The sequence below is a fragment of the Alkalibacillus almallahensis genome (assembly GCF_011761495.1).
Lineage (GTDB): Bacteria > Bacillota > Bacilli > Bacillales > Alkalibacillaceae > Alkalibacillus > Alkalibacillus almallahensis.
In genome coordinates, this window is record NZ_JAASRU010000007.1 from 135,216 (window position 1) to 154,024 (window position 18,809).

The following is an 18,809-nucleotide window of genomic DNA, read 5'->3' on the forward strand; positions in this document are numbered from 1 at the left end:
GCAGGAGTCGCCACCTTCGCTCCTCACAATTCAACAACTAAGTGCTACATCACTTAAAATCAAGACTAAACTTTAACAGCTCCAACAACTAAGCACTTATAAGTGAAAACCATTTTATTAATCCTGACCACAGTTTATTAGTAATTGAATAACTCGTTTAGATCCGTTGCCATCAATCAAACCATTCAAATCATCTGATAACTTCTGTCTTTCTTGATAAGATAATAGTCTTTCAAATTGTTGTAGCACTTCTTGATCGAACATCGGTGAATTTATATGAACGACTTTCTCACTTAACCCACCATTAATTAAACCTGAAATATTATTTTGTTGATTATCCGCGGTTGCTATAGGAATGAATGGCGTTTGTGCACGAATGATCTCTAATAAGGTTTGACCTGCTGCTGTGATCACTAGGTCTGCTTGGATGATTTGTTCCATCATGCCTTTAGACCCGAGTTGATCTAATCGATGGATATGACCTTGGTAGAGTTTTTCAACTGATTCATCACTAGCTAATAACACATAGAAATGAATATGAGGATAATGACCTGCCAAACTTTCCATTAATACTTGCGAAGACTGATTTCCTGCACTTCCTAGAGTGATTAAAACCCGCTCCACATTTTTATTTATAGTTTTGTGCCTTGATTCGGTAAATGGCTTTCTTAAAATGATATAGTCTTTACCACTATAATAATGGTCTCGAGACTCTGATGCCTCTAGTGACAAATTCACCACTGTCGCATCATCTGGATAATCGATTCGATTGAGATCATCTAAAATCAAACAATGACCCGCTTGTTGTACTAATTGCTCATAAACCTTTTTACTGGCCAAATAAGAGTCCACGATCAGATTATGATAATTCTTGATCTTATTTTGAATAAAGCTAAAGTTGCACCAGTCTACATATTGGACATCAATCTGCTCTAACAGCTCAATGATTTCATCTGAGGTATTCACAATAAACTCAACCTCATAACCTTGGGCGACCGCTTCATCATAAAGCGCTTTACATCGTGCGACATGACCTAACCCAATATTAGATCCACCTTCTGTTAAAATCATTATCGATTTCAATTTAAACACAGCCTTAATCCGTTATATTTTTCTGGTCAATGTTACTATTAACCTTGGCAATATGAGGATGTTGTTGTAATAACATCAAAATTTCATCTAAATAAAAATCATGCTCGCCATGATATAAATGGCCATAAATTAACTGAATAACTTCAAAATCTTCTGGAGTATCAAGTGTCAGGCGATAGTGGGATAAATCAACATCTAACTGATAGAAAGCAACATCATGTCGTTCTTCGTAAATATAGGGGGTAACATGTTCTTTTTGGTAGGTTTCAAGATTAAGTCGATTAGTTGCTTGCAATACATCATTTGAGAAAACTTCTATATCGAACCCTCTGGGATAAGTTCGTCTCTCTTCATAGGGAGGTGCATTGGTGACTAACGAAACAGAGTGATTTTGATAATACTCAATCAAATCATCCAAAACATGGGGGTCAATCAATGGACAATCAGATGTAATCCTGACAACCGTGTCTAATTGAAATGTATGCGCCGCTTCAGCATAACGACTTAACACGTTTTGTTCTGAACCTCGAAAAACCGAAGCATTCAACTTTTTAACCTCACTTATAATGGCATCATCTTCTACTAAATCAGTTGTAGCGACAATCACCTCATCCACGAGTGTCGCTTGATTAACACGCTCCACCACATGAGCTAATACTGATTGCCCTTGAAGTTTTTTTAATACTTTGCCAGGCAACCGTGTAGACCCAATCCTAGCTTGAATGATAACGCCAACTTTCATCTTACCCCTACTTTCTAAACGATTGAACTACGTGCCTAACAATTTCAATAACATCTTGAGCATCACCATCTGTCATGGCAGGAAATAACGGTAATGTGATTATGGCGTCATATAAGGATTCAGCAACAGGATAATCCCCTTTTCGGTAGCCCATTTGTTGATAAAATGGTTGCATATGCACAGGAATATAGTGAACGTTTACACCCAAATTGTGAGTTCTTAATGCATTAAAAATAGCTTCTCTTGTGCCTGTTAAGTTCGCTAAGTTTAATTGAATGACATACAGATGCCAGCTCGATGACACATCATGATGCACAAAAGGTGTTACGATTTCTGCTATATCTTGAAAAGCTTCATTATATATGGCTACAATTTCGCGACGTCTTTTGATAAAATCATCTAACTTCGATAACTGGCTCAATCCAAGGGCTGCTTGAATATCTGTCATACGATAGTTATAACCTAAAAACTGCATCTCATAGTACCAAGGGCCGTGATATTCTTTCATCTCATGTTGGTCACGTGTCACCCCATGAGATCGAAACTGTTTTAATTGTTGATAATACGTTTCATCATCGGTTGTAATCATCCCGCCCTCACCTGTTGTTATATGTTTAACAGGGTGAAAGCTGAACATCGTCATATCAGATAAACCACCGATTTTCTCACCTTTGTAAGTGGCACCAATGGCGTGAGCAGCATCTTCGATTACGATCAGCTCATGTTTATCTGCAATAGCACGAATCGCATCAAGATTAGCAGGCTGACCTGTAAAATGGACTGGGATTATGGCTTTTGTGTTTTTCGTGATACGTTTTTCCACTTCATTAGGATCAATATTATACGTGACAGGATCAATATCTGCGAAAATAGGTGTTCCATTTTGGTATAAAACACAATTTGCCGAAGCTATAAATGTCATCGGTGACGTAATTACTTCATCGCCTTCACCAATTCCAGCGACAAAGCATGCCGCATGTAGTGCTGCTGTCCCACTCGAGAATGAAACAGCATATTTTGCTCCTACTTTACTTGCAACAGCTCCTTCAAACTCATCTACTTTAGGTCCTGTCGTTAGGAAATCACTTTTCAAAACATCTACGACTTTCTCTATATCATTGAGACTAAGACTTTGTTTGCCATAGGGTAACAACCTATCTCTCTTTGGATCATGAACCATCCTCTTCACCTTCTTATTTTGTTAAAAAGTTGAACAACTTCAAATAGGTGATTCCAATCAAATTTTACTTATAAATGAGATTGCTATATTTAGATCAAATTAGTCGATTGAATCCAACTCTCTGTCTTTTTAATGCCTGCTTTCAAGCTGTGTGACGGTTTCCAATCAAGCAATCTCTGGGCTTTTTGGTAATCGCACACTAACCTTGGAATCTCACTTTGAGGGTGAATATGTTCAATATGTTTAATACGACTTTGATCATCCACGATTAACTCAGCTAATTTGTTAATGCTAATATCTTCACCCAGTCCTGCATTCACAATTTCGCCGTTCACTTGATCTGAGTAACCCGCTTTTAAAATAAACCGTGCACAATCCTCCACATAGAGTAAATCCCTCGTTTGCTTCCCATCCCCATAGATCTCAAGTGGCTGACCCGCCAGTTTATTTTTTAGAAAAATAGCGACTACGCCACCTTCTCCTCCCGTTTTCTGATAAGGTCCATAGGTATTAAATGGTCGTATTACGGTAATGGGCAACCCGTAGCTATGATAGTAAGATAGACACATATTTTCCGCTGCTAGTTTTGAACCTGCATAAGGGGAAGCTGGTTTTACTGGATTTTTCTCATTGATCGCCTCTGATTCATAAGCCTTTTGATAAACCATACATGTGCTCATGAATACCATCTTAACGTTATGGATTCTGCACCGCTCAAGCACATTAAAGGATCCGATTACATCATTTTCAAATGTTGTTTTAGAATCATCTATACTATCCTGCACATTGATACTTGCCGCCAGATGAAAGCAAATATCAAACTTTTGATTAAACAATAGGTTTAATATATGCTGATCTTTAATATCCCCGACGATTAAGTCCATAAAATTCTTATCTTGATAAAAAGCTTCCAAATTTTCTTGTCTACCATTTGATAGATCATCTAACACCCACACCTGGTGGTGATCCCTCAATAACTGGTCAACAACCCATCTCCCAATGAAGCCTGCTCCACCTGTTACGAGAATTTTCAATACAATCGCCTCCTTTCTCGCTGTCATATGTTTAATATTTTTTTAGTTGGATTGAGTCATTTCTTAAAAAACTATAAATCAAGTTGAGAACTTTTTAATTAACTTGTGCAATCTCTCACTTGATAAGCCTAAATCAGGATAGGCGTATTCTATAAACTTTTTCCTTATTTCACTTACTTCTTTATTCCACTTAGGATCGTAAAAAAATTTTATAATTAAATCTGCTAATTTTTCAGGATCTTTTTGGACTAACTCACCTAATTCATCAAAGTAACCCGTATAACTGAGCAATCTATTTTGTATAATGAACACAGGTTTATCGACTAACATCGCCTCTAACCCTACTGTAGATGGGTATGAAACAACACCATCCACGTGAGGAAGTGTTTCATATAAATCATAAGACCCGCTCGATTTAATAAATGGGAATTTTCTTTCAAGCGCATGAGTTTCCGTATTTGGATAGTCTTTTAATAAAATATTTAACTTTATTTCCTTCGAAGCTGAAATCTTTTCTAGTAGCGTTTCCCATTTGCTAATATTGCGCTCACCTCTAACCACAACAAGTAGTGTTTTCTTGTTATGATTCAATCCTAGACTTTTATCAAAAGTAGCGCGTGATATGGGACTTGGTTGAAATGCCTGATCAAATCTGGGATGCCCCGTAATCTCTAGCGCTTCTTCTTTCACCCCTAAAGCCTTATACCAATCCACTTCATACTGACCATAAACAGCGTCTATATTAGCGATTTTCGGAATATAGCCAAATTCATTACCGATAATCCCGTGTTGCGTACAAATGGTCGAAATCCCCCGTTTGGCTGCTACAAACGTCACAACACGACTGAAATGATTAGGGCTCGAAATCACAATACAAGAAGCAGGAATATCCTTTAGCATGTTATTGCAAATTTCAATTTGATTAATGGCAGTGGACATTCTATTAAAAAGCATTTTTTGAAATTTAGGCTTTTGGTATAAGTGGTGATCTTTATAGCTTTTCAGCAACTTCTTCACCTGAAGTCTCATATGAGTAGTAGCCGTATTCACATTGGGCAAATAATCATTCACATAATGAACGGGCATATTAAGTGAAGGATCTTGCGGCGACTTTTTTTGATTCGTTTTGACGACGACTGTTTTGGAAGGATTGAAGTAATGGTTCAATGTCTCAGGTGGAATGCGAAGTAACTGGTCATTAATGAAGAGTACTCTATCTGATTTATTTGCCTTTCTGGTTTCTTTGCGTTGTGACTGTATATATTGGTCGAATAACTGTTGAACTTTTGACTGATTATCAATTCTTCTCGTTAGTTGTTTTGCAAAGGTATCCGTATCTAATTGTTTCCACACTTCTGGATTATTTCGAATTAAGGCTGGAAAATGAACAAGATAAGACAAGGAAAGGCCGTTATAAGTGATGCTTTCGAAATCACGTATAAACTCAAGATATAACGACCAATAATTTTGGACATACGTATTCATGGTATCCACCTTTTCACTATTTTCTTGTTAACCTAGCAACAGATCGCTTCAGCCTTTGACCAGAGTTGCTCATATCAGGGTATGCGACATGAAGGAATTTCTTCTTCTTCCTAGAAGCATACACTTTAAATTCTGAATCGGTAAAATACTTCATAATTACTTCACCTAATTGTTTAGGCTCCCGTTTGACTAACTGACCTAGCGCTTGAAAGTATCCAGAATAACCATCAAAGTTACTATTAAGAATAAACACTGGTTTGTTTGCGATACTCGCTTCCAAAGCAACCGTAGACGTGTAGGAAATGACTGCGTCAACGTGAGGAAATATGTCGTAAATAGAATAATCGGCTGTCGATTGTACGAAAGAAAACTCTTTTGTTAACTGATGAGGCTTCTTACTAGGATAGTTTTTTATAATGATATTCAAATTAAGCTTTTTAATCGTTTGTATAAGCTTTCTCCATCGATTAATATCCTCATTATTTCTAATGACAATCAATAAGGTTCGTTTGTTATTATTTAAACCTAACCGTCGATTAAATTGTGACCGTTTAGTTGTTGGTCTCTCAAATGCCTGATCAAACCTAGGGTGACCAATGATCTCTATTGCGGATTGTGGCACGCCTAACTGGTTATACCACTTGACTTCATAGTTACCGTAAACAGCATCTATTGTCGCTATTTTAGGAATGTAGCCAAATTCACTGGCGATAATACCATGTTGCATACAAATTGATGGAATGCCTTTAGTGGCAGCGACGACAGCTAGTATTCTATTAATATAAGAATGTGTCGTTGAAACAATGACACAGGAGATTGGTCTCTCACTCAGAAAATGTTTAGCCTGCTCAATTCGTTCAACAATTGCAGAGATCATATTCAAAAAGTACCGTTGAAAACTCTTGTTTTGGTATAATGGATGGTTTTTATGAGCTGCAAAAATTTCTCGAGCCCTATTTTGTAAATGGACGACAGCTTTTTTAGTATTAATGGAGTAATCACTTAAATAATCGGTGTTGAGGCTTTGATGGGATTGAGTGCTTGGTATGGTTGGTTTGGGTGGTTTTATCTTCTTAATATGGTTACCAGAGTTGACATTTGCTTTATCTCCCCTTTTTTTCTTACTGGATCGCTTCTTGATTTGATGGGGTCTTTTTATATTCGCTTGCAGCATAAGGATTCTGGATGGATGAAAATACTTTGAAATGGTAGGTCTTGAGATTCGTAATAATTTATCGTTGTGGAATACGACTAATCCATTTTCCTTTTTCACTTGTGAGTTCCGTTGGTGTTGGGCCATGAATTGGTCAAAGACTTCTTGTATTTCTTTATGTTCGTTCACTTGGCTTCTTAGATGTTTATGGAACTTTTTACTCGATAACTGTCTCCATAGAGCCGGATTTTTGCTGACTTGACTATAGAAGTTACAAAACAAGTATGATATGGAATACCCATCATATTTTAGATTTTCGAAATCGTTCAGAAAATCCATATATAAAGACCAATAATTTTTTGTAAGAGTATTCATGATAGCCTCCTCACTATGATCAGACATTTTAAAAAAAGCTTTGTTAAAGTCCGTTGTTGAATTGTTATCCGCTCTCGGTGGACGCTTTTACCCATAGGGCACAAGTACAACATCTGTTCAATCTCACTGCGTTCGTTTTTCACAGTGTTTTCTATGCAGGGGCACGGCTCGAGCCTCCTCGGAAGAAAAACGCTTCCTGCGGGGTCTCGAGACACGTGCTATTCCCACAGGAGTCGCCACCTTCGCTTCTCACAATTCAACAACTAAGTGCTATATCATTTAAAATCAACACTAATTTTTAACAGAGCCTTAAAGAAACTTCGCTTTTTTTAACAATGAGCGTAGTTCTTCATGATTTAGGGGTTGCTGACGTTCAGATGTATAAGTTCCATTTAAAACTTCCTTCGTATTAGGGTAAGTCACGTCACTCGATCGTCTAGGTATAATATACATCTCAGATAATTCTCTCGCGTAAGTGGATTCTTCATAGGACATTAACTCTTCAAACATCTTTTCACCTGGTCTTACCCCTATTGATTCAATATCTATTTCTGATTGGTTGATGTTATATTGTCTAGCGATTTCGTCTATTAACACATCGACTAAGTCCCCTAATTTAATCACAGGCATTTTCAAGACGAAAATTTCTCCACCTTTTGCTTCTTGTAATGCCTTAATCGTTAATTCTGTTGCCTGATCTGGCGTCATCATGAAACGTGTCATATCTAAATCAGTAACTTTGATTTTCTTTTCCTTTAGTATTTGTTCCTTAAAAAGTGGAATCACTGAACCTCTTGAACCCATCACATTGCCAAATCGAACACTAGAAAAAATAGTTTGATTGTCAGTTCGATTGAGTTCTGTAGCCGAAATCATTCTCTCACCGATTAACTTAGTTGCACCGTACGTATTAGGAGGAGAGATCGCTTTATCTGAACTTGTAAAAATCACTCTTTTCACCTGGTGTTCAAGCGCTGCACGAATGACATTATTCGTGCCCTGAACATTAGTTTTAACCGCTTCATAAGGGTTATGTTCACATGAATCTACTCGCTTCATCGCTGCTAAATGAAACACATAATCAATACCTTCCATAGCTGTTGCAATACTGTCATAATCCCTAACATCACCAATAATGAAATGAAACATTTCGTTGAAGCCTAGCTCTTCTTGTAATTGTTGCTGCTTAAACTCATCACGACTAAATATATAAATAGAATCTGGATATTCCTTAATTAAATGCCTAGCTATACTCTTCCCGATCGTTCCAGTGCCACCAGTAATAAGAACTTTTTTTCCCTCAAAAAACACGACATCCCCTCCTTTATTCAAGTCCAGTGGTCTTAATAAGTTTTCATAGTGTCACTAATTATATATATTAAAAATAGTTATGCCGGTTAAAGTCGCAGGCCTACTCTCGCAACCCATTTTGATACTTGTATTCATGACTCATAAAATCCCAGAATCTATTTAGACGACATAACATTTTAATAGGCTAAATACAGAATTAATTAATTGGATATTCATTTTCAATTGGAATATTGGTGAATATGCCTTGATTAACACACGCATGTCACGAATTCCTAGCTTAACAATAAGATATTAGTAAGAAGTGCGTATTAATAAGTAAAGGAGTCTTGAGCTATGGATGAAAAGAATTATGAAGAAGAACATACACATACAGAGCAAAAAGATGAATCCATTTCAGAATCCATCAATAATCTGAAGCAAGATGTTGATTCAATTAAAGAAGAAGTCGGGGAAATGCAAATTCAAAAACTGCTCACAAAGATGTTCCAGATGATGGATCAAATTGACGATCAACTTAAGAAATTAGAAGAGGAAATCAATTTGCAGAAGGAAAACCGTCAAAAAACAGAAGAAACTGCGAATTCAACGCCTAATCAACCTAAACCTCGAATGTCTGAGTACAAAATGTTACAAAACATGTTGCAATCCTCTGGTTCTACAGGAACACCCAGCAATCAAAGAAACAGCAACTTAACAAGAAATCGCGCAAATAACGGGGCCCCCTCAGCTCCTAATATGCTTAATAAAAATATCATCACTCGCAAATCTACAAGATAAAACCCTATCAATATAGACTACTAAATGGTCCCAAAGGCTTTTCCATTCTCCTCGTTCACTATACCTACTAGATAAACAGTTAAGAAGATCAACTAAATTAACCCTTATAAAATCACCTATTTTCATAGATTGACTCTAGTTGCCCAAACGTTTTTCATACTTTAGCTTATAATATAGTATTCAGAAAGGAGATGATGTTTTGAAAGCGCGGGACCTTAGTAAGAACTCAAATAACGGAACATCTTCAAATGAAAAGAAGCCTATAACACTCGAAACGCCACCTGGTCAGCAGAATCGTATTACGTTTGGAGGTTGTGGTTGCGGTAAAAACAAAGGCTAATGCCATTTAAGAGATTTGTTATTAGCATAATGTTTTAGTTCATGTTAAGACCTATTAAAAAATGTCATAATGACTCAGTTACTTCGAGTCATTATGACATTTAACTAATGAAGAACTCATTTTATACACCAGTTCCGTTAAGCCTGAATAAGTTATTTGCTATTGGGACGATGTTTACAGGCTTGCTGTCTCCTTCGATCTTATCTAATTTACTAAAAAAAGCTTTAATTTCTGACTTAGTTAATGAAAAACGTCGCTTTTTTTCTTTTTTACTTTTTTTAAGGAGTAGGTGTTGATCGAGCGAATGCTGCTGTTGACTTTGATTCGCGTAAATCTCAGGGAAAGCATCCATTAATTTTAAGATAGATTCATAGGCGTGCTGATTATTCGACCACTCACAATGATATAGCATGAGATCTGAATTGAGTTCGCTCTTAAATGGGACATACTTCTTGTGATTTAAATTAACCACATTATTTATTATTTCTAGTACTTCATCTACTTGAGAGGCTTTTATACCTACTTGATCAGGTAAGCTTTGATCCTTCTTTGATGAAATTGGAGGAACATATGAAATGACTGGTCTACCAAGCAAATAGGCTTCCAGACCTGATGTACATCCATTGTGTATAATCGCCTTAGCAGCCAATAACCATTTAGTAATATTACCTTCATGAATCACATGAACATTGCGGTACCTTGAAAACTCTTGCAAGTATGACCTGACATTCTCACCTGGATGTGGCCGAATGACAAAATTGATATCAGGAAATCGTTCGCAAGATTGTTTAACTAAATCAATAAAGCGATAATATAATAGTGTAATATCTTTAAAATGCGGATCATCCTTTTTACCCTTTGCCGTATTATAACGGGCGAATCGTGTATTGATTAAAACAAACTCACCAAACTGCCTTTTAATTTGTTTAGCTTCTTCTTGATAAATGGTACTGAATTTAGGCTTTAATAAATCAAATCTTGGATTACCCGTCACATGACATCTATTCTTCAAATCAGGATATGCACTTGTCATGACGTCCATTTGGGATTGTCCCCAACAATATTCTTGCGTGACTAATGCCAGCATCTCTTTCTTCATGCGATCTTGCAAATACTTATGATCGTCAAAAATCAATCCTTCTTCATCTAATTCAACAACCTTATGACCATGACTCGTAGCATCAGTAATCACCCTTTTTCTTACACCACGAGAATAACCTTTTGAGAAGAAAATGCCTTGTGGTAATTGATGGGATGCTTTTTGTACCATATAGTGATCGCCAATCACGACTTCATAACCTTTCTTAGCTGCATAATAAGCTAACAACAGTTTGGCATCAGATTCTCTTACTTTTATTTCAATCGGTAAGTATAACCAATTTTTAATTTTAACCAAAGTTATACAACCTCTTTTCTACAGCTGTCAAACAATTAACAGAAATAAAAGAGAGGAGTGAGGTCCTCTCTTTATTCCTAGATTAAAATGTTACCCTTGGCCTCCATTGTCTCCATTAGCATTAGGAAACACGACAGGGCATTGTGGTGGGATTGTTGGTGCTGGGCATGGTGGGAACGGAAGGATATCTCTTGGCTGACAGAAATCTGCTGTGATTTCTAGCGTGACATCATAAGTTGATTGGATACTTTGGCATAAGCGGACAGAAACCGTTACGTCTAGTTCATCTACTTCAGTCGTTGTTCCAGTATCACAAGTTGCTGTACAAACGAAGCAATCTAAGTCTGTATAAGTGACATCTACATCTGTACCAGTCGGTGCACAAAGAATGACTTGCTCACAACGCGTAAACTCTGCTGAACCGACTTCGACTGTTGCTCCTCCAAGACCAGGAATTAAATCGACGAAAATGGTTACTTCGAAATTTTTGCGGATATTCACCAGTTGTAATGTAACCTCTGCTCCATCTACTACAAAGTCTTGATCAACTCTATCCAATACGACAATCGGATCTTCTTCAGTAGGTGCGACTGTACATGAAACGGAATCTAGATCAATATCATCACATTCTAGTTGTTCACCTGTCATTGGATTTAATGGTAAATCTAGATCGCTTAGACTTAGGTCAAAATTAGCCTCATTTAGAATCCAGTCATATACTTTCTCTGCATTAATACAAAGAAGCTCCTGTCCCCCAATTAGATTATCTGCTTGCATATTATTGACACCTCCAAAATATTTGATTTCACTTCTAATCTATGTCCATAGAGATAAGCGAGTTAATGAAATAGTGGAGTTACAAGGATATTTAAGAAGTTGGTTGAATATAATACACAAATAGTAATAAGCTAATCACTCATCTAGTTTCGAATGATAAAAGTGCAAATACACCAACAATTCACTCCTTGTAACCATGACTTTTTCACATATAAGCGCATATTTAATACTATATTAATATGTAATTAAAGGGTGACTCTTAGTGGAGCAAAACAAATTATATAACGCTTCAGAAATTGAACAATTAAAACAGGAACTCCAAACCTACAAACATTCATTTGAATACTCAGGGCCCCATGAGTCATTAAACTATTTTGTTCATTTAAAACGCGAATTACACGACATGCAACTAGAATTATCGAGGTTAAAAGGAGAAGTGAACATCATGAAGGAAGATTTTCAAAAGAAGATTGAAGACTATGAAGAACAGAATGAAGATCATTCTACACAAATTCAATCTATAGCTAATTCCCTTAATCAGTTAAAGTATGATATAACATCTATTAATCAAAACGACTATCAGACACAAGTAACTGACCTGCTCGATAAAATGGAAAAGGCCATCAACAGAACAGAGAAAAATAGACATACACTGAAAGACCTTAGGCATAACTCTAGTAAGGAAAATGCAAACTCAATAGAACAAAAGTCAACTAAGGCTGAACCTAAAATGTCGGAATACACTAGACTACAAAATATGTTAAAAACTATTCAACAATCGACACCACAGAATGCAAATACCTCAACTTACACTAACCAGAATTTCAGCCAAAACAATTCATTTCATAATAAAAGAAGGTCATCCAGCGCTACTAATCAGGCAAAATCCTCTAAAACCAACCATCTCGAATTCAACAAGAATGTTATTACCAAAGTGACAAAGCCTCAAAATAATATTCATTCAGAACCTTCAACAAACCAAAAACAGCCTGATGCCAAAGATCAAAAACAAAGTCAGAAGACTGACCATCCATCAGGAAAAACGAACTCAACAAATCAGCAGATTGATCAAAAATCTACAAAGGACGAATCAATTAGTTCCACACATACTGAAAATGAACACGAAACAAAATCACGGCTTAATCGCCCGAAAAATAAAAGAACCATCAGCTCACTTTGGGCATTTATAGTTGAAAAATTAAGGTGATCATAAGATGAAGCCAAAACAACTTATCTTACCCCTAACAATCTACAATCAAATCGTGGAAGATTGTAGTAACCATCTACCTTATGAATCTTGTGGTCTAGTCACTGGACTTAATCACCGCGTGAATAAATTTTGGCCTTTAGAAAATGAATTGAAATCAAGCAAGCGATACTTTGTTAGTAAACAGTCATTAGAGGCCGTGATGAATGAAATCACGCAAACTGGCGAACAGGTGCTAGCCATTTACCATACCCACCCTGTCACAGCTCCTGTTCCCTCTTATCTTGACTTGAAGAACCATCCAGACCCTTTCGTTTATATGATGATTATTTCCTTTAAGTTGGAAACGCCACTGTGTAAGCTATATTCGGTTGAAAATAATCGTTATATGGAATGTGACATCATATTCACAACTTAATAAGACATGCAAATGAAATTTAGGTACAAGGAGTCGTTAATATCATGGTTCTTCTTAGCATAGAGATGAGCATAAGTTAAATACTGACCTTTTTTCAGGAGTGAACACCATGACTAATATGAGTGAATTGAAGAAAAGACTAGGAGAACTGAACAATCAAACAGATCGCTTTGTTGAGGAATTTAGGGAGTATTTGCAAGCTTATCAGACGCCAGACCAACAAAATCCACCCTTCATTAGTTATTTCACACATTCAATTAATGCAGCAACTGACTTCCAGGATGAAAACTTATTATTCGGCGGATTTCATATTAAAAACCTAAGTTCAGCCACAATAGAAGATCTATACATATGTTTACGCATAGACACTTCAGATCCGTTTAACTTTTCAGGAAAGTTCAATAATGATCCCTCTTCTATAAATGCTCAAGCAATACCAGCTACTTGGGAACGATTCAATCATAGTGACGACGACAAGGAACATTGGTTCAAACTCGGTCAAGGTCATCATTTAAAACCTTTTGATGATGTCTCACTGTCTGACTTCCAGATCACTTGGGAAAATCATGTACCATTCTCTTGTTCAATCACTGGCTTTGTATACACTGAATCAGAAAGTGACGGAATGACTTCTCTTAACACGATTAATATTAGAATGTAGAGACAAAGGAGGGCTTTAATTGGTTGATGAACAATTTTGGTCGCTCACCTATAAGATGGTGAACGGTTATGCCTCTCAAATCGATGAACATGCAACAAATGATGAGAAACTCGAATACTCCATCTTGCTTCTATTACTTAAATTAAAAACACAGACTATTAACGGTTCAGAAGGAAACCATTTGAATATGCCAGGTGAATCATCCAGTAAACTTCTAAAAGAAATCGACAAATCAATCGAACACAACCAAAACCAATTCGATCATTTATTTGATTTAGTGACGAATGCTGAATCCTAATAAATACCCCCACTTAATGGATTCTATATCCACTAAGTGGGGGCATTTATGATTATCGTTTCTCTACATTCATAGCATCAAATAACTGTGTGGTCGATAAAGCCGTAAATGGTAAGGAAACATTATGTTTGATACCTTCCTTATGAGCAGCGGTTAAATCATTTAGCAAGATATTTAAAGCCGTCTCTGGTGTCCATTCAGAAACGTCACTCCAATGTCTAGCTACCCAACTATCACCAGTGCTGACGTGCAATAAGTTTAATAACTCATCTTGAGGTAAGTTATAATGTTCAGCTAATTTAAGCCCTTCTGCCACAGCATTGACATTGATACCGAGAATCATATTGTTAATTAATTTAGCGATTTGGCTATTACCCGTTTCAGACCCGTAGTAAAATATATTCGTACCAACGGCTTGGAAATAGGGATCTGCCGTTTTGACAGCATCTTCAGGTCCCGAAACCATAATTGATAACGTCCCCTCTTCTGCGCCAATAGCGCCTCCACTGACACCTGCATCAATTAACGTTAAGTTGCTTTCCTCTTCTACTTTTTGATTTAATTGTTTCATCGTATCAGGATCGAGCGTACTCATGCAGATCACGACTTTATCTTGGGGATCAGATGCCATTAAGCCGTTCTCGCCAAAAATAACATCCACATTCTGATCATAGTCACGAACCATTGATATGACTGCTTCATCAGCTTGTTCGCCTACTTCTTTCAACGTTTCGACCATCGTGATCCCAGCCGCTTCAGCTTTTTCATAGACACCTTTAAAAGCATCATAACCAACCACTTCAAAGCCAGCCTTATTTAAATTAATCGCCATCGGAAAGCCCATCGTTCCTAGTCCTACAAGTCCAATTTTTTTCGTCACTAAACATTCCTCCATATCGGGTTCGTTTTTTAACCGCTTTCACAAAACACTTTGGTGCTATGTTCATTAATTTCTTCAGCATGAGCTGCGGTTTAATCAAACATGGCATCAAGTGTACTGCTCTTTTATACGTATACACGAAAGAACAGATTAATAAACATGATCATTCTAGAAATATATTTCCGGAGTAATCCAGTAGAAAATCAACATCCAAATTCAATAAAGATTATTTTTTCGACAAGTTGCCATAAACAACGATGCATCTTGATTCATAAAGAGATTCTTGCCATGATGAAACGTTTGGATATCAATTGATTGAAAACCGACATCAGCTAAAAGCGCTTTCAATTCATTATGCTTAAACCCATTATGCACTTTAGGGTGATCAATGTTTTCGTTTTTGTCAAAATCAACAATCACCAATTCCCCTCCGTCATTCAGAGTATCGTATAAAGTCTGCAGAATCGTTTTGGTTTCAGGAATATGAATGAGAACGAGTGACATGAAAATCGTATCAACTTTTTCTGAAGGCTTTTCCTGCATAAAATCAGCTTGAATCACACGAGCATTTTCAATGTTTCGCTGGTGAACTTTTTCCTTCGCAACGCCTACCATTTGTGATGATGCATCTACTAGTAACACTGACTCAACTAAATCCGTTAACTCAAGACTGACAAGCCCCGTTCCACCTCCATAATCCAAGAATGATCTGGAAGTATGTTGATGTAATACGGGCCTTACTTGTTCAATAATGACTTGCGCTAGCGCTTGCATTTTGTCGTTATCATATCGTTTAGCTATTTGTTCAAATGGTTGATCTGTCATCGTGTTTCGTTCACCCTTTCTTTGAATTCGAACTCTATTAACTATAACATTTTGCATTTGTCTGAAGTTGGACTGAATATAGGATATATGAAAATTATCGTGAAACAGAGGATTTCATAAGGTTTAATAAAAAGGGAGGCATTTTATGGTAGAATGAACGAAATAATACACTTGCAATCTATTGATGGGAGAGTTGAGATCATGGAACACAACATGGGCCTTTATGAATCGCCTTTTAATTCAATCAAGACAGGTAAAAAGAAAGTGGAAGTAAGATTAAATGATGAGAAAAGAAGAAAGCTTAATCCAGGAGACACGATCAAGTTTTCAAAAGTTCCAGATAGCAATGAAACTTTAACAGTCGAGATTCTTGAACTAAAGCACTTTTCAACATTTAAAGAAATGTACGGAAACGTTCCTGCAAGTGATCTTGATGCTGTCGGTGGGTCAATTGATGAAATGGTGGAACGAACTTACCAAATTTATACGCCGGAACAAGAAAAGGAATGGGGAACTGTTGCGATTACAATAAAGTTATTAGGATAAACCTTATAGGTTTCTATAGAAGGAAAAATAAAATAGCAATATTTTATACCCCAAAATTGAAGTGGAAAGGTTGAACACTATGGTTAACCCTACAAATCCAAAAGAAGAAGCAGCACAACATTTTAATCCAGTTGAACATATTATGTCGCGCATTCATGAAATGGAACAAACATCAGAGTATGGGGCTAGGCTTTCTACTGAATGGCGGAAGTTGTTAAATCAATACCCTAAGAATTCTCAATACCCTGCAGTTCATCCAAAGGGACAAGAAACATTTTCATTATATACAACGTTTGATACTGGAGTTTTTGAATGTGCTTTAACTATTGATGGTGCTACTTCTTTTGTAGAAGAAAATAGGATTAAGCCTGTTAAATACTCACCTAGTGACATAATTTCCACTGTCGATCAAGGTAACATTAATCAAGATCCGGATCTAATCAAACCAAATCATAAAAATCCCGTAATGATACTTCAAAGTTACTTTTTGACTGAAAATAAACCTTATTGCATCAATGGAAATCATCGAATTTACGAAGCCTTTCTAAAGAATGACCATGACATAGAAGCTTATTTTTTTGAAGATTTGATTGCTCCCAAATTATTTTATAACACTATAAGCAAGGCCATTTACTTTCTAGAAATTGATTATAATAATGTTATGGCTGATAAGAGGTATTATTTACAGGATGATAGTGACGCTTTTGCATTCTGTTTTAACTAATTCATTTCATAAGCTTCAACCATATTGTACTTTTCTGTAGTGAGTATTGGTAGAGGGTTGGTGAGAAATTAATGAGTAATGTTAGAGTGATAGCAGTGTCTTCAGTTTGTGGTGGGGGAAAAACGACAGTCACTAATGAATTAAGAGGAAAGTTAGGAAATGCTGAGGCACTGCATTTTGATAACTATAATTTTAATGAGGCACCAGATGACTTAATCAAATGGGTTGAACAAGGAGCTGATTACAACCAGTGGAACTTATCTCCCCTCATTGCAGACCTTGAATCACTATTAGAACGTGACAATCCACCAGAATACATCATATTGGATTACCCCTTCTCATATAAAAATGATGACCTGAAAAGCTTAATTAATTTTTCAATTTATATCGACACTCCGCTAGACATTGCTATGGCAAGACGACTAGCAAGAGATTATCATAATGCCACTTCAGGTGAAATCCAAAACGACTTGAATTTTTATTTAAACTACGGAAGAACTGCCTATTTAGAAATGGAAAATACAATCAAACCAAATGCTGATTTTGTTATTGATGGGTCTTTAACCGTTTTTGATATCGTAGATACTATACTTAAAGAGTTAAGGTATAAATTTTAATTTTTAACCTAAAGAGGAGATCTTACAAATTATAATTATTGAATTCGTCCCTCAACTTTCACGCAGTACTTCTCTATACCATTTCCTAAGCTGATTAATATGAGCCTGATGATAACGATTATGGTCAGCAATATGCCAAAGACCCCAACGAATAGTTGCTTCTTTTTCATCATTAAGACCAAAAGTGACTACTTTATCCAAATCTGCATCTGATAGCTGTGTACATGTATCTTTTAACTTAGTTAATACACTTTCGTATTCCGTGATAAGTGATTCCAAAGAGATATTCTTCACTTTTGGAATCCTGTTATTGGCATCTAACACAGGACCATATTGGTTTTCTAAAGAATTGGGAAATGGCTGTCCTTTAATTCTATAAATCCAGTTAAGATCAACATACATAATATGATTTATTAACTGTGCTGTACTATTATAATTACCATTAGGCCCCTTGTAATCTAATTCCTCTTGCGACATGCCATCAGTAATAAGTTGCAGTCGTTGGTGATTTTCTTTCACTGCGGAATATAACATTCCCACAGTTGGTGACATATTGGCATCTCCTCTTAAATCATAAAGCATATTAAATCTCCTCCGACTTTTAAATACTTATGGATTTAATTTAAAAACAACCTTAAATCGAAACTAATCATCACCTAAAAATAATGCAATAAAAGTACAAATAATCTATAGGCAAATTAGTAGGAATTCATAAACTTTTCCTATTTTATACGAACCTTTATTTCTTCCTTTTTATCAGATGATTTTTCTTTGGCAGATTGCTCTTCTTTTAAAATATCGCGAATTTCGGTTAGAACTTCTTTGTTAGGATGAGGTGATTCCTTCAAAGGTACGCTTTCACCTCCCCTTAGATAAATTCATTTGTCAAATTAAGCGAGACAACATACTGTCATCGACGTGATCCATGAAACACTCAATAGGCGTTCTATAATTCAAGGATTTCCTTGGTA

Annotated in this window: 22 protein-coding genes; 9 read left to right on the forward strand and 13 right to left on the reverse strand. The window is 36.3% G+C overall.

What is annotated here, in order from left to right; translation table 11 throughout:
• Positions 1-117: 117 nt before the first annotated feature.
• The 7 genes from FHR85_RS08020 to FHR85_RS08050 form a co-directional block, all read right to left on the reverse strand.
• Complete coding sequence (locus tag FHR85_RS08020; RefSeq protein ID WP_167262354.1) at positions 118-1,083, reverse strand: hypothetical protein; 966 nt, start codon at positions 1,081-1,083, stop codon at positions 118-120.
• A gap of 13 nt (positions 1,084-1,096) precedes the next feature.
• On the reverse strand, positions 1,097-1,834 hold the full coding sequence (locus FHR85_RS08025; protein ID WP_167262355.1) for a cytidylyltransferase domain-containing protein: 738 nt from the start codon (positions 1,832-1,834) through the stop codon (positions 1,097-1,099).
• Positions 1,835-1,841: 7 nt separating this feature from the next.
• The gene (gene pseC, locus FHR85_RS08030; protein WP_167262356.1) at positions 1,842-3,014 is read right to left on the reverse strand and encodes a UDP-4-amino-4,6-dideoxy-N-acetyl-beta-L-altrosamine transaminase; all 1,173 of its coding nucleotides are present in this window, start codon (positions 3,012-3,014) and stop codon (positions 1,842-1,844) included.
• 89 nt (positions 3,015-3,103) lie between these two features.
• Complete coding sequence (locus tag FHR85_RS08035; RefSeq protein ID WP_167262357.1) at positions 3,104-4,048, reverse strand: dTDP-glucose 4,6-dehydratase; 945 nt, start codon at positions 4,046-4,048, stop codon at positions 3,104-3,106.
• Positions 4,049-4,126: 78 nt separating this feature from the next.
• Positions 4,127-5,533, reverse strand: coding sequence for a CDP-glycerol glycerophosphotransferase family protein (locus FHR85_RS08040; protein WP_167262358.1), 1,407 nt, complete (start codon positions 5,531-5,533; stop codon positions 4,127-4,129).
• Positions 5,534-5,549: 16 nt separating this feature from the next.
• The gene (locus FHR85_RS08045) at positions 5,550-7,061 is read right to left on the reverse strand and encodes a CDP-glycerol glycerophosphotransferase family protein (protein WP_167262359.1); all 1,512 of its coding nucleotides are present in this window, start codon (positions 7,059-7,061) and stop codon (positions 5,550-5,552) included.
• A 309-nt stretch (positions 7,062-7,370) separates the two neighbouring features.
• On the reverse strand, positions 7,371-8,372 hold the full coding sequence (locus FHR85_RS08050; RefSeq protein ID WP_167262360.1) for an SDR family NAD(P)-dependent oxidoreductase: 1,002 nt from the start codon (positions 8,370-8,372) through the stop codon (positions 7,371-7,373).
• A gap of 333 nt (positions 8,373-8,705) precedes the next feature.
• On the opposite strand from FHR85_RS08050, the gene FHR85_RS08055 reads away from it, so the two are divergent.
• Together FHR85_RS08055 and FHR85_RS08060 are read left to right on the forward strand one after the other, a co-directional pair.
• Complete coding sequence (locus FHR85_RS08055; protein ID WP_167262361.1) at positions 8,706-9,149, forward strand: hypothetical protein; 444 nt, start codon at positions 8,706-8,708, stop codon at positions 9,147-9,149.
• A 199-nt stretch (positions 9,150-9,348) separates the two neighbouring features.
• The gene (locus FHR85_RS08060) at positions 9,349-9,489 is read left to right on the forward strand and encodes a hypothetical protein (RefSeq protein ID WP_167262362.1); all 141 of its coding nucleotides are present in this window, start codon (positions 9,349-9,351) and stop codon (positions 9,487-9,489) included.
• A 121-nt stretch (positions 9,490-9,610) separates the two neighbouring features.
• Here FHR85_RS08060 and FHR85_RS08065 read toward each other — a convergent pair whose 3' ends face one another.
• Complete coding sequence (locus FHR85_RS08065; RefSeq protein WP_167262363.1) at positions 9,611-10,885, reverse strand: surface carbohydrate biosynthesis protein; 1,275 nt, start codon at positions 10,883-10,885, stop codon at positions 9,611-9,613.
• 90 nt (positions 10,886-10,975) lie between these two features.
• Entirely contained in the window at positions 10,976-11,662 is a 687-nt protein-coding gene (locus tag FHR85_RS08070) for a BMQ_0737 family morphogenetic spore coat protein (protein WP_167262364.1), read from the reverse strand.
• Between the two features lie 262 nt (positions 11,663-11,924).
• On the opposite strand from FHR85_RS08070, the gene FHR85_RS08075 reads away from it, so the two are divergent.
• From FHR85_RS08075 to FHR85_RS08090, 4 genes are all read left to right on the forward strand, one after another.
• Positions 11,925-12,869, forward strand: coding sequence for a hypothetical protein (locus FHR85_RS08075; protein ID WP_167262365.1), 945 nt, complete (start codon positions 11,925-11,927; stop codon positions 12,867-12,869).
• 7 nt (positions 12,870-12,876) lie between these two features.
• The gene (locus FHR85_RS08080) at positions 12,877-13,287 is read left to right on the forward strand and encodes a M67 family metallopeptidase (protein ID WP_167262366.1); all 411 of its coding nucleotides are present in this window, start codon (positions 12,877-12,879) and stop codon (positions 13,285-13,287) included.
• Positions 13,288-13,396: 109 nt separating this feature from the next.
• Entirely contained in the window at positions 13,397-13,948 is a 552-nt protein-coding gene (locus tag FHR85_RS08085; RefSeq protein ID WP_167262367.1) for a hypothetical protein, read from the forward strand.
• Between the two features lie 19 nt (positions 13,949-13,967).
• Complete coding sequence (locus tag FHR85_RS08090; RefSeq protein ID WP_167262368.1) at positions 13,968-14,246, forward strand: hypothetical protein; 279 nt, start codon at positions 13,968-13,970, stop codon at positions 14,244-14,246.
• Between the two features lie 52 nt (positions 14,247-14,298).
• On the opposite strand, the gene FHR85_RS08095 is transcribed toward FHR85_RS08090, so the two are convergent.
• Entirely contained in the window at positions 14,299-15,126 is an 828-nt protein-coding gene (locus FHR85_RS08095) for an NAD(P)-binding domain-containing protein (RefSeq protein WP_167262369.1), read from the reverse strand.
• A gap of 216 nt (positions 15,127-15,342) precedes the next feature.
• Positions 15,343-15,951, reverse strand: coding sequence for a class I SAM-dependent methyltransferase (locus tag FHR85_RS08100; RefSeq protein ID WP_167262370.1), 609 nt, complete (start codon positions 15,949-15,951; stop codon positions 15,343-15,345).
• A gap of 201 nt (positions 15,952-16,152) precedes the next feature.
• On the opposite strand from FHR85_RS08100, the gene FHR85_RS08105 reads away from it, so the two are divergent.
• The 3 genes from FHR85_RS08105 (at position 16,153) to FHR85_RS08115 (ending at position 17,838) form a co-directional block, all read left to right on the forward strand.
• Positions 16,153-16,497 (forward strand): ASCH domain-containing protein, encoded by a 345-nt coding sequence (locus FHR85_RS08105; protein WP_167262371.1) that lies wholly within the window; start codon positions 16,153-16,155, stop codon positions 16,495-16,497.
• Positions 16,498-16,576: 79 nt separating this feature from the next.
• Positions 16,577-17,221 (forward strand): hypothetical protein, encoded by a 645-nt coding sequence (locus FHR85_RS08110; RefSeq protein ID WP_167262372.1) that lies wholly within the window; start codon positions 16,577-16,579, stop codon positions 17,219-17,221.
• A gap of 71 nt (positions 17,222-17,292) precedes the next feature.
• Positions 17,293-17,838: a nucleoside/nucleotide kinase family protein gene (locus tag FHR85_RS08115; RefSeq protein ID WP_167262373.1), complete on the forward strand. Its 546-nt coding sequence runs from the start codon at positions 17,293-17,295 to the stop codon at positions 17,836-17,838.
• A 51-nt stretch (positions 17,839-17,889) separates the two neighbouring features.
• Here the strand turns inward: FHR85_RS08115 and FHR85_RS08120 are convergent, their stop codons facing one another.
• Positions 17,890-18,420: a DinB family protein gene (locus FHR85_RS08120; protein ID WP_167262374.1), complete on the reverse strand. Its 531-nt coding sequence runs from the start codon at positions 18,418-18,420 to the stop codon at positions 17,890-17,892.
• Between the two features lie 140 nt (positions 18,421-18,560).
• Positions 18,561-18,686, reverse strand: a complete 126-nt coding sequence (locus tag FHR85_RS14495; RefSeq protein WP_279588354.1) for a hypothetical protein — start codon at positions 18,684-18,686, stop codon at positions 18,561-18,563.
• Positions 18,687-18,809 lie beyond the last annotated feature (123 nt).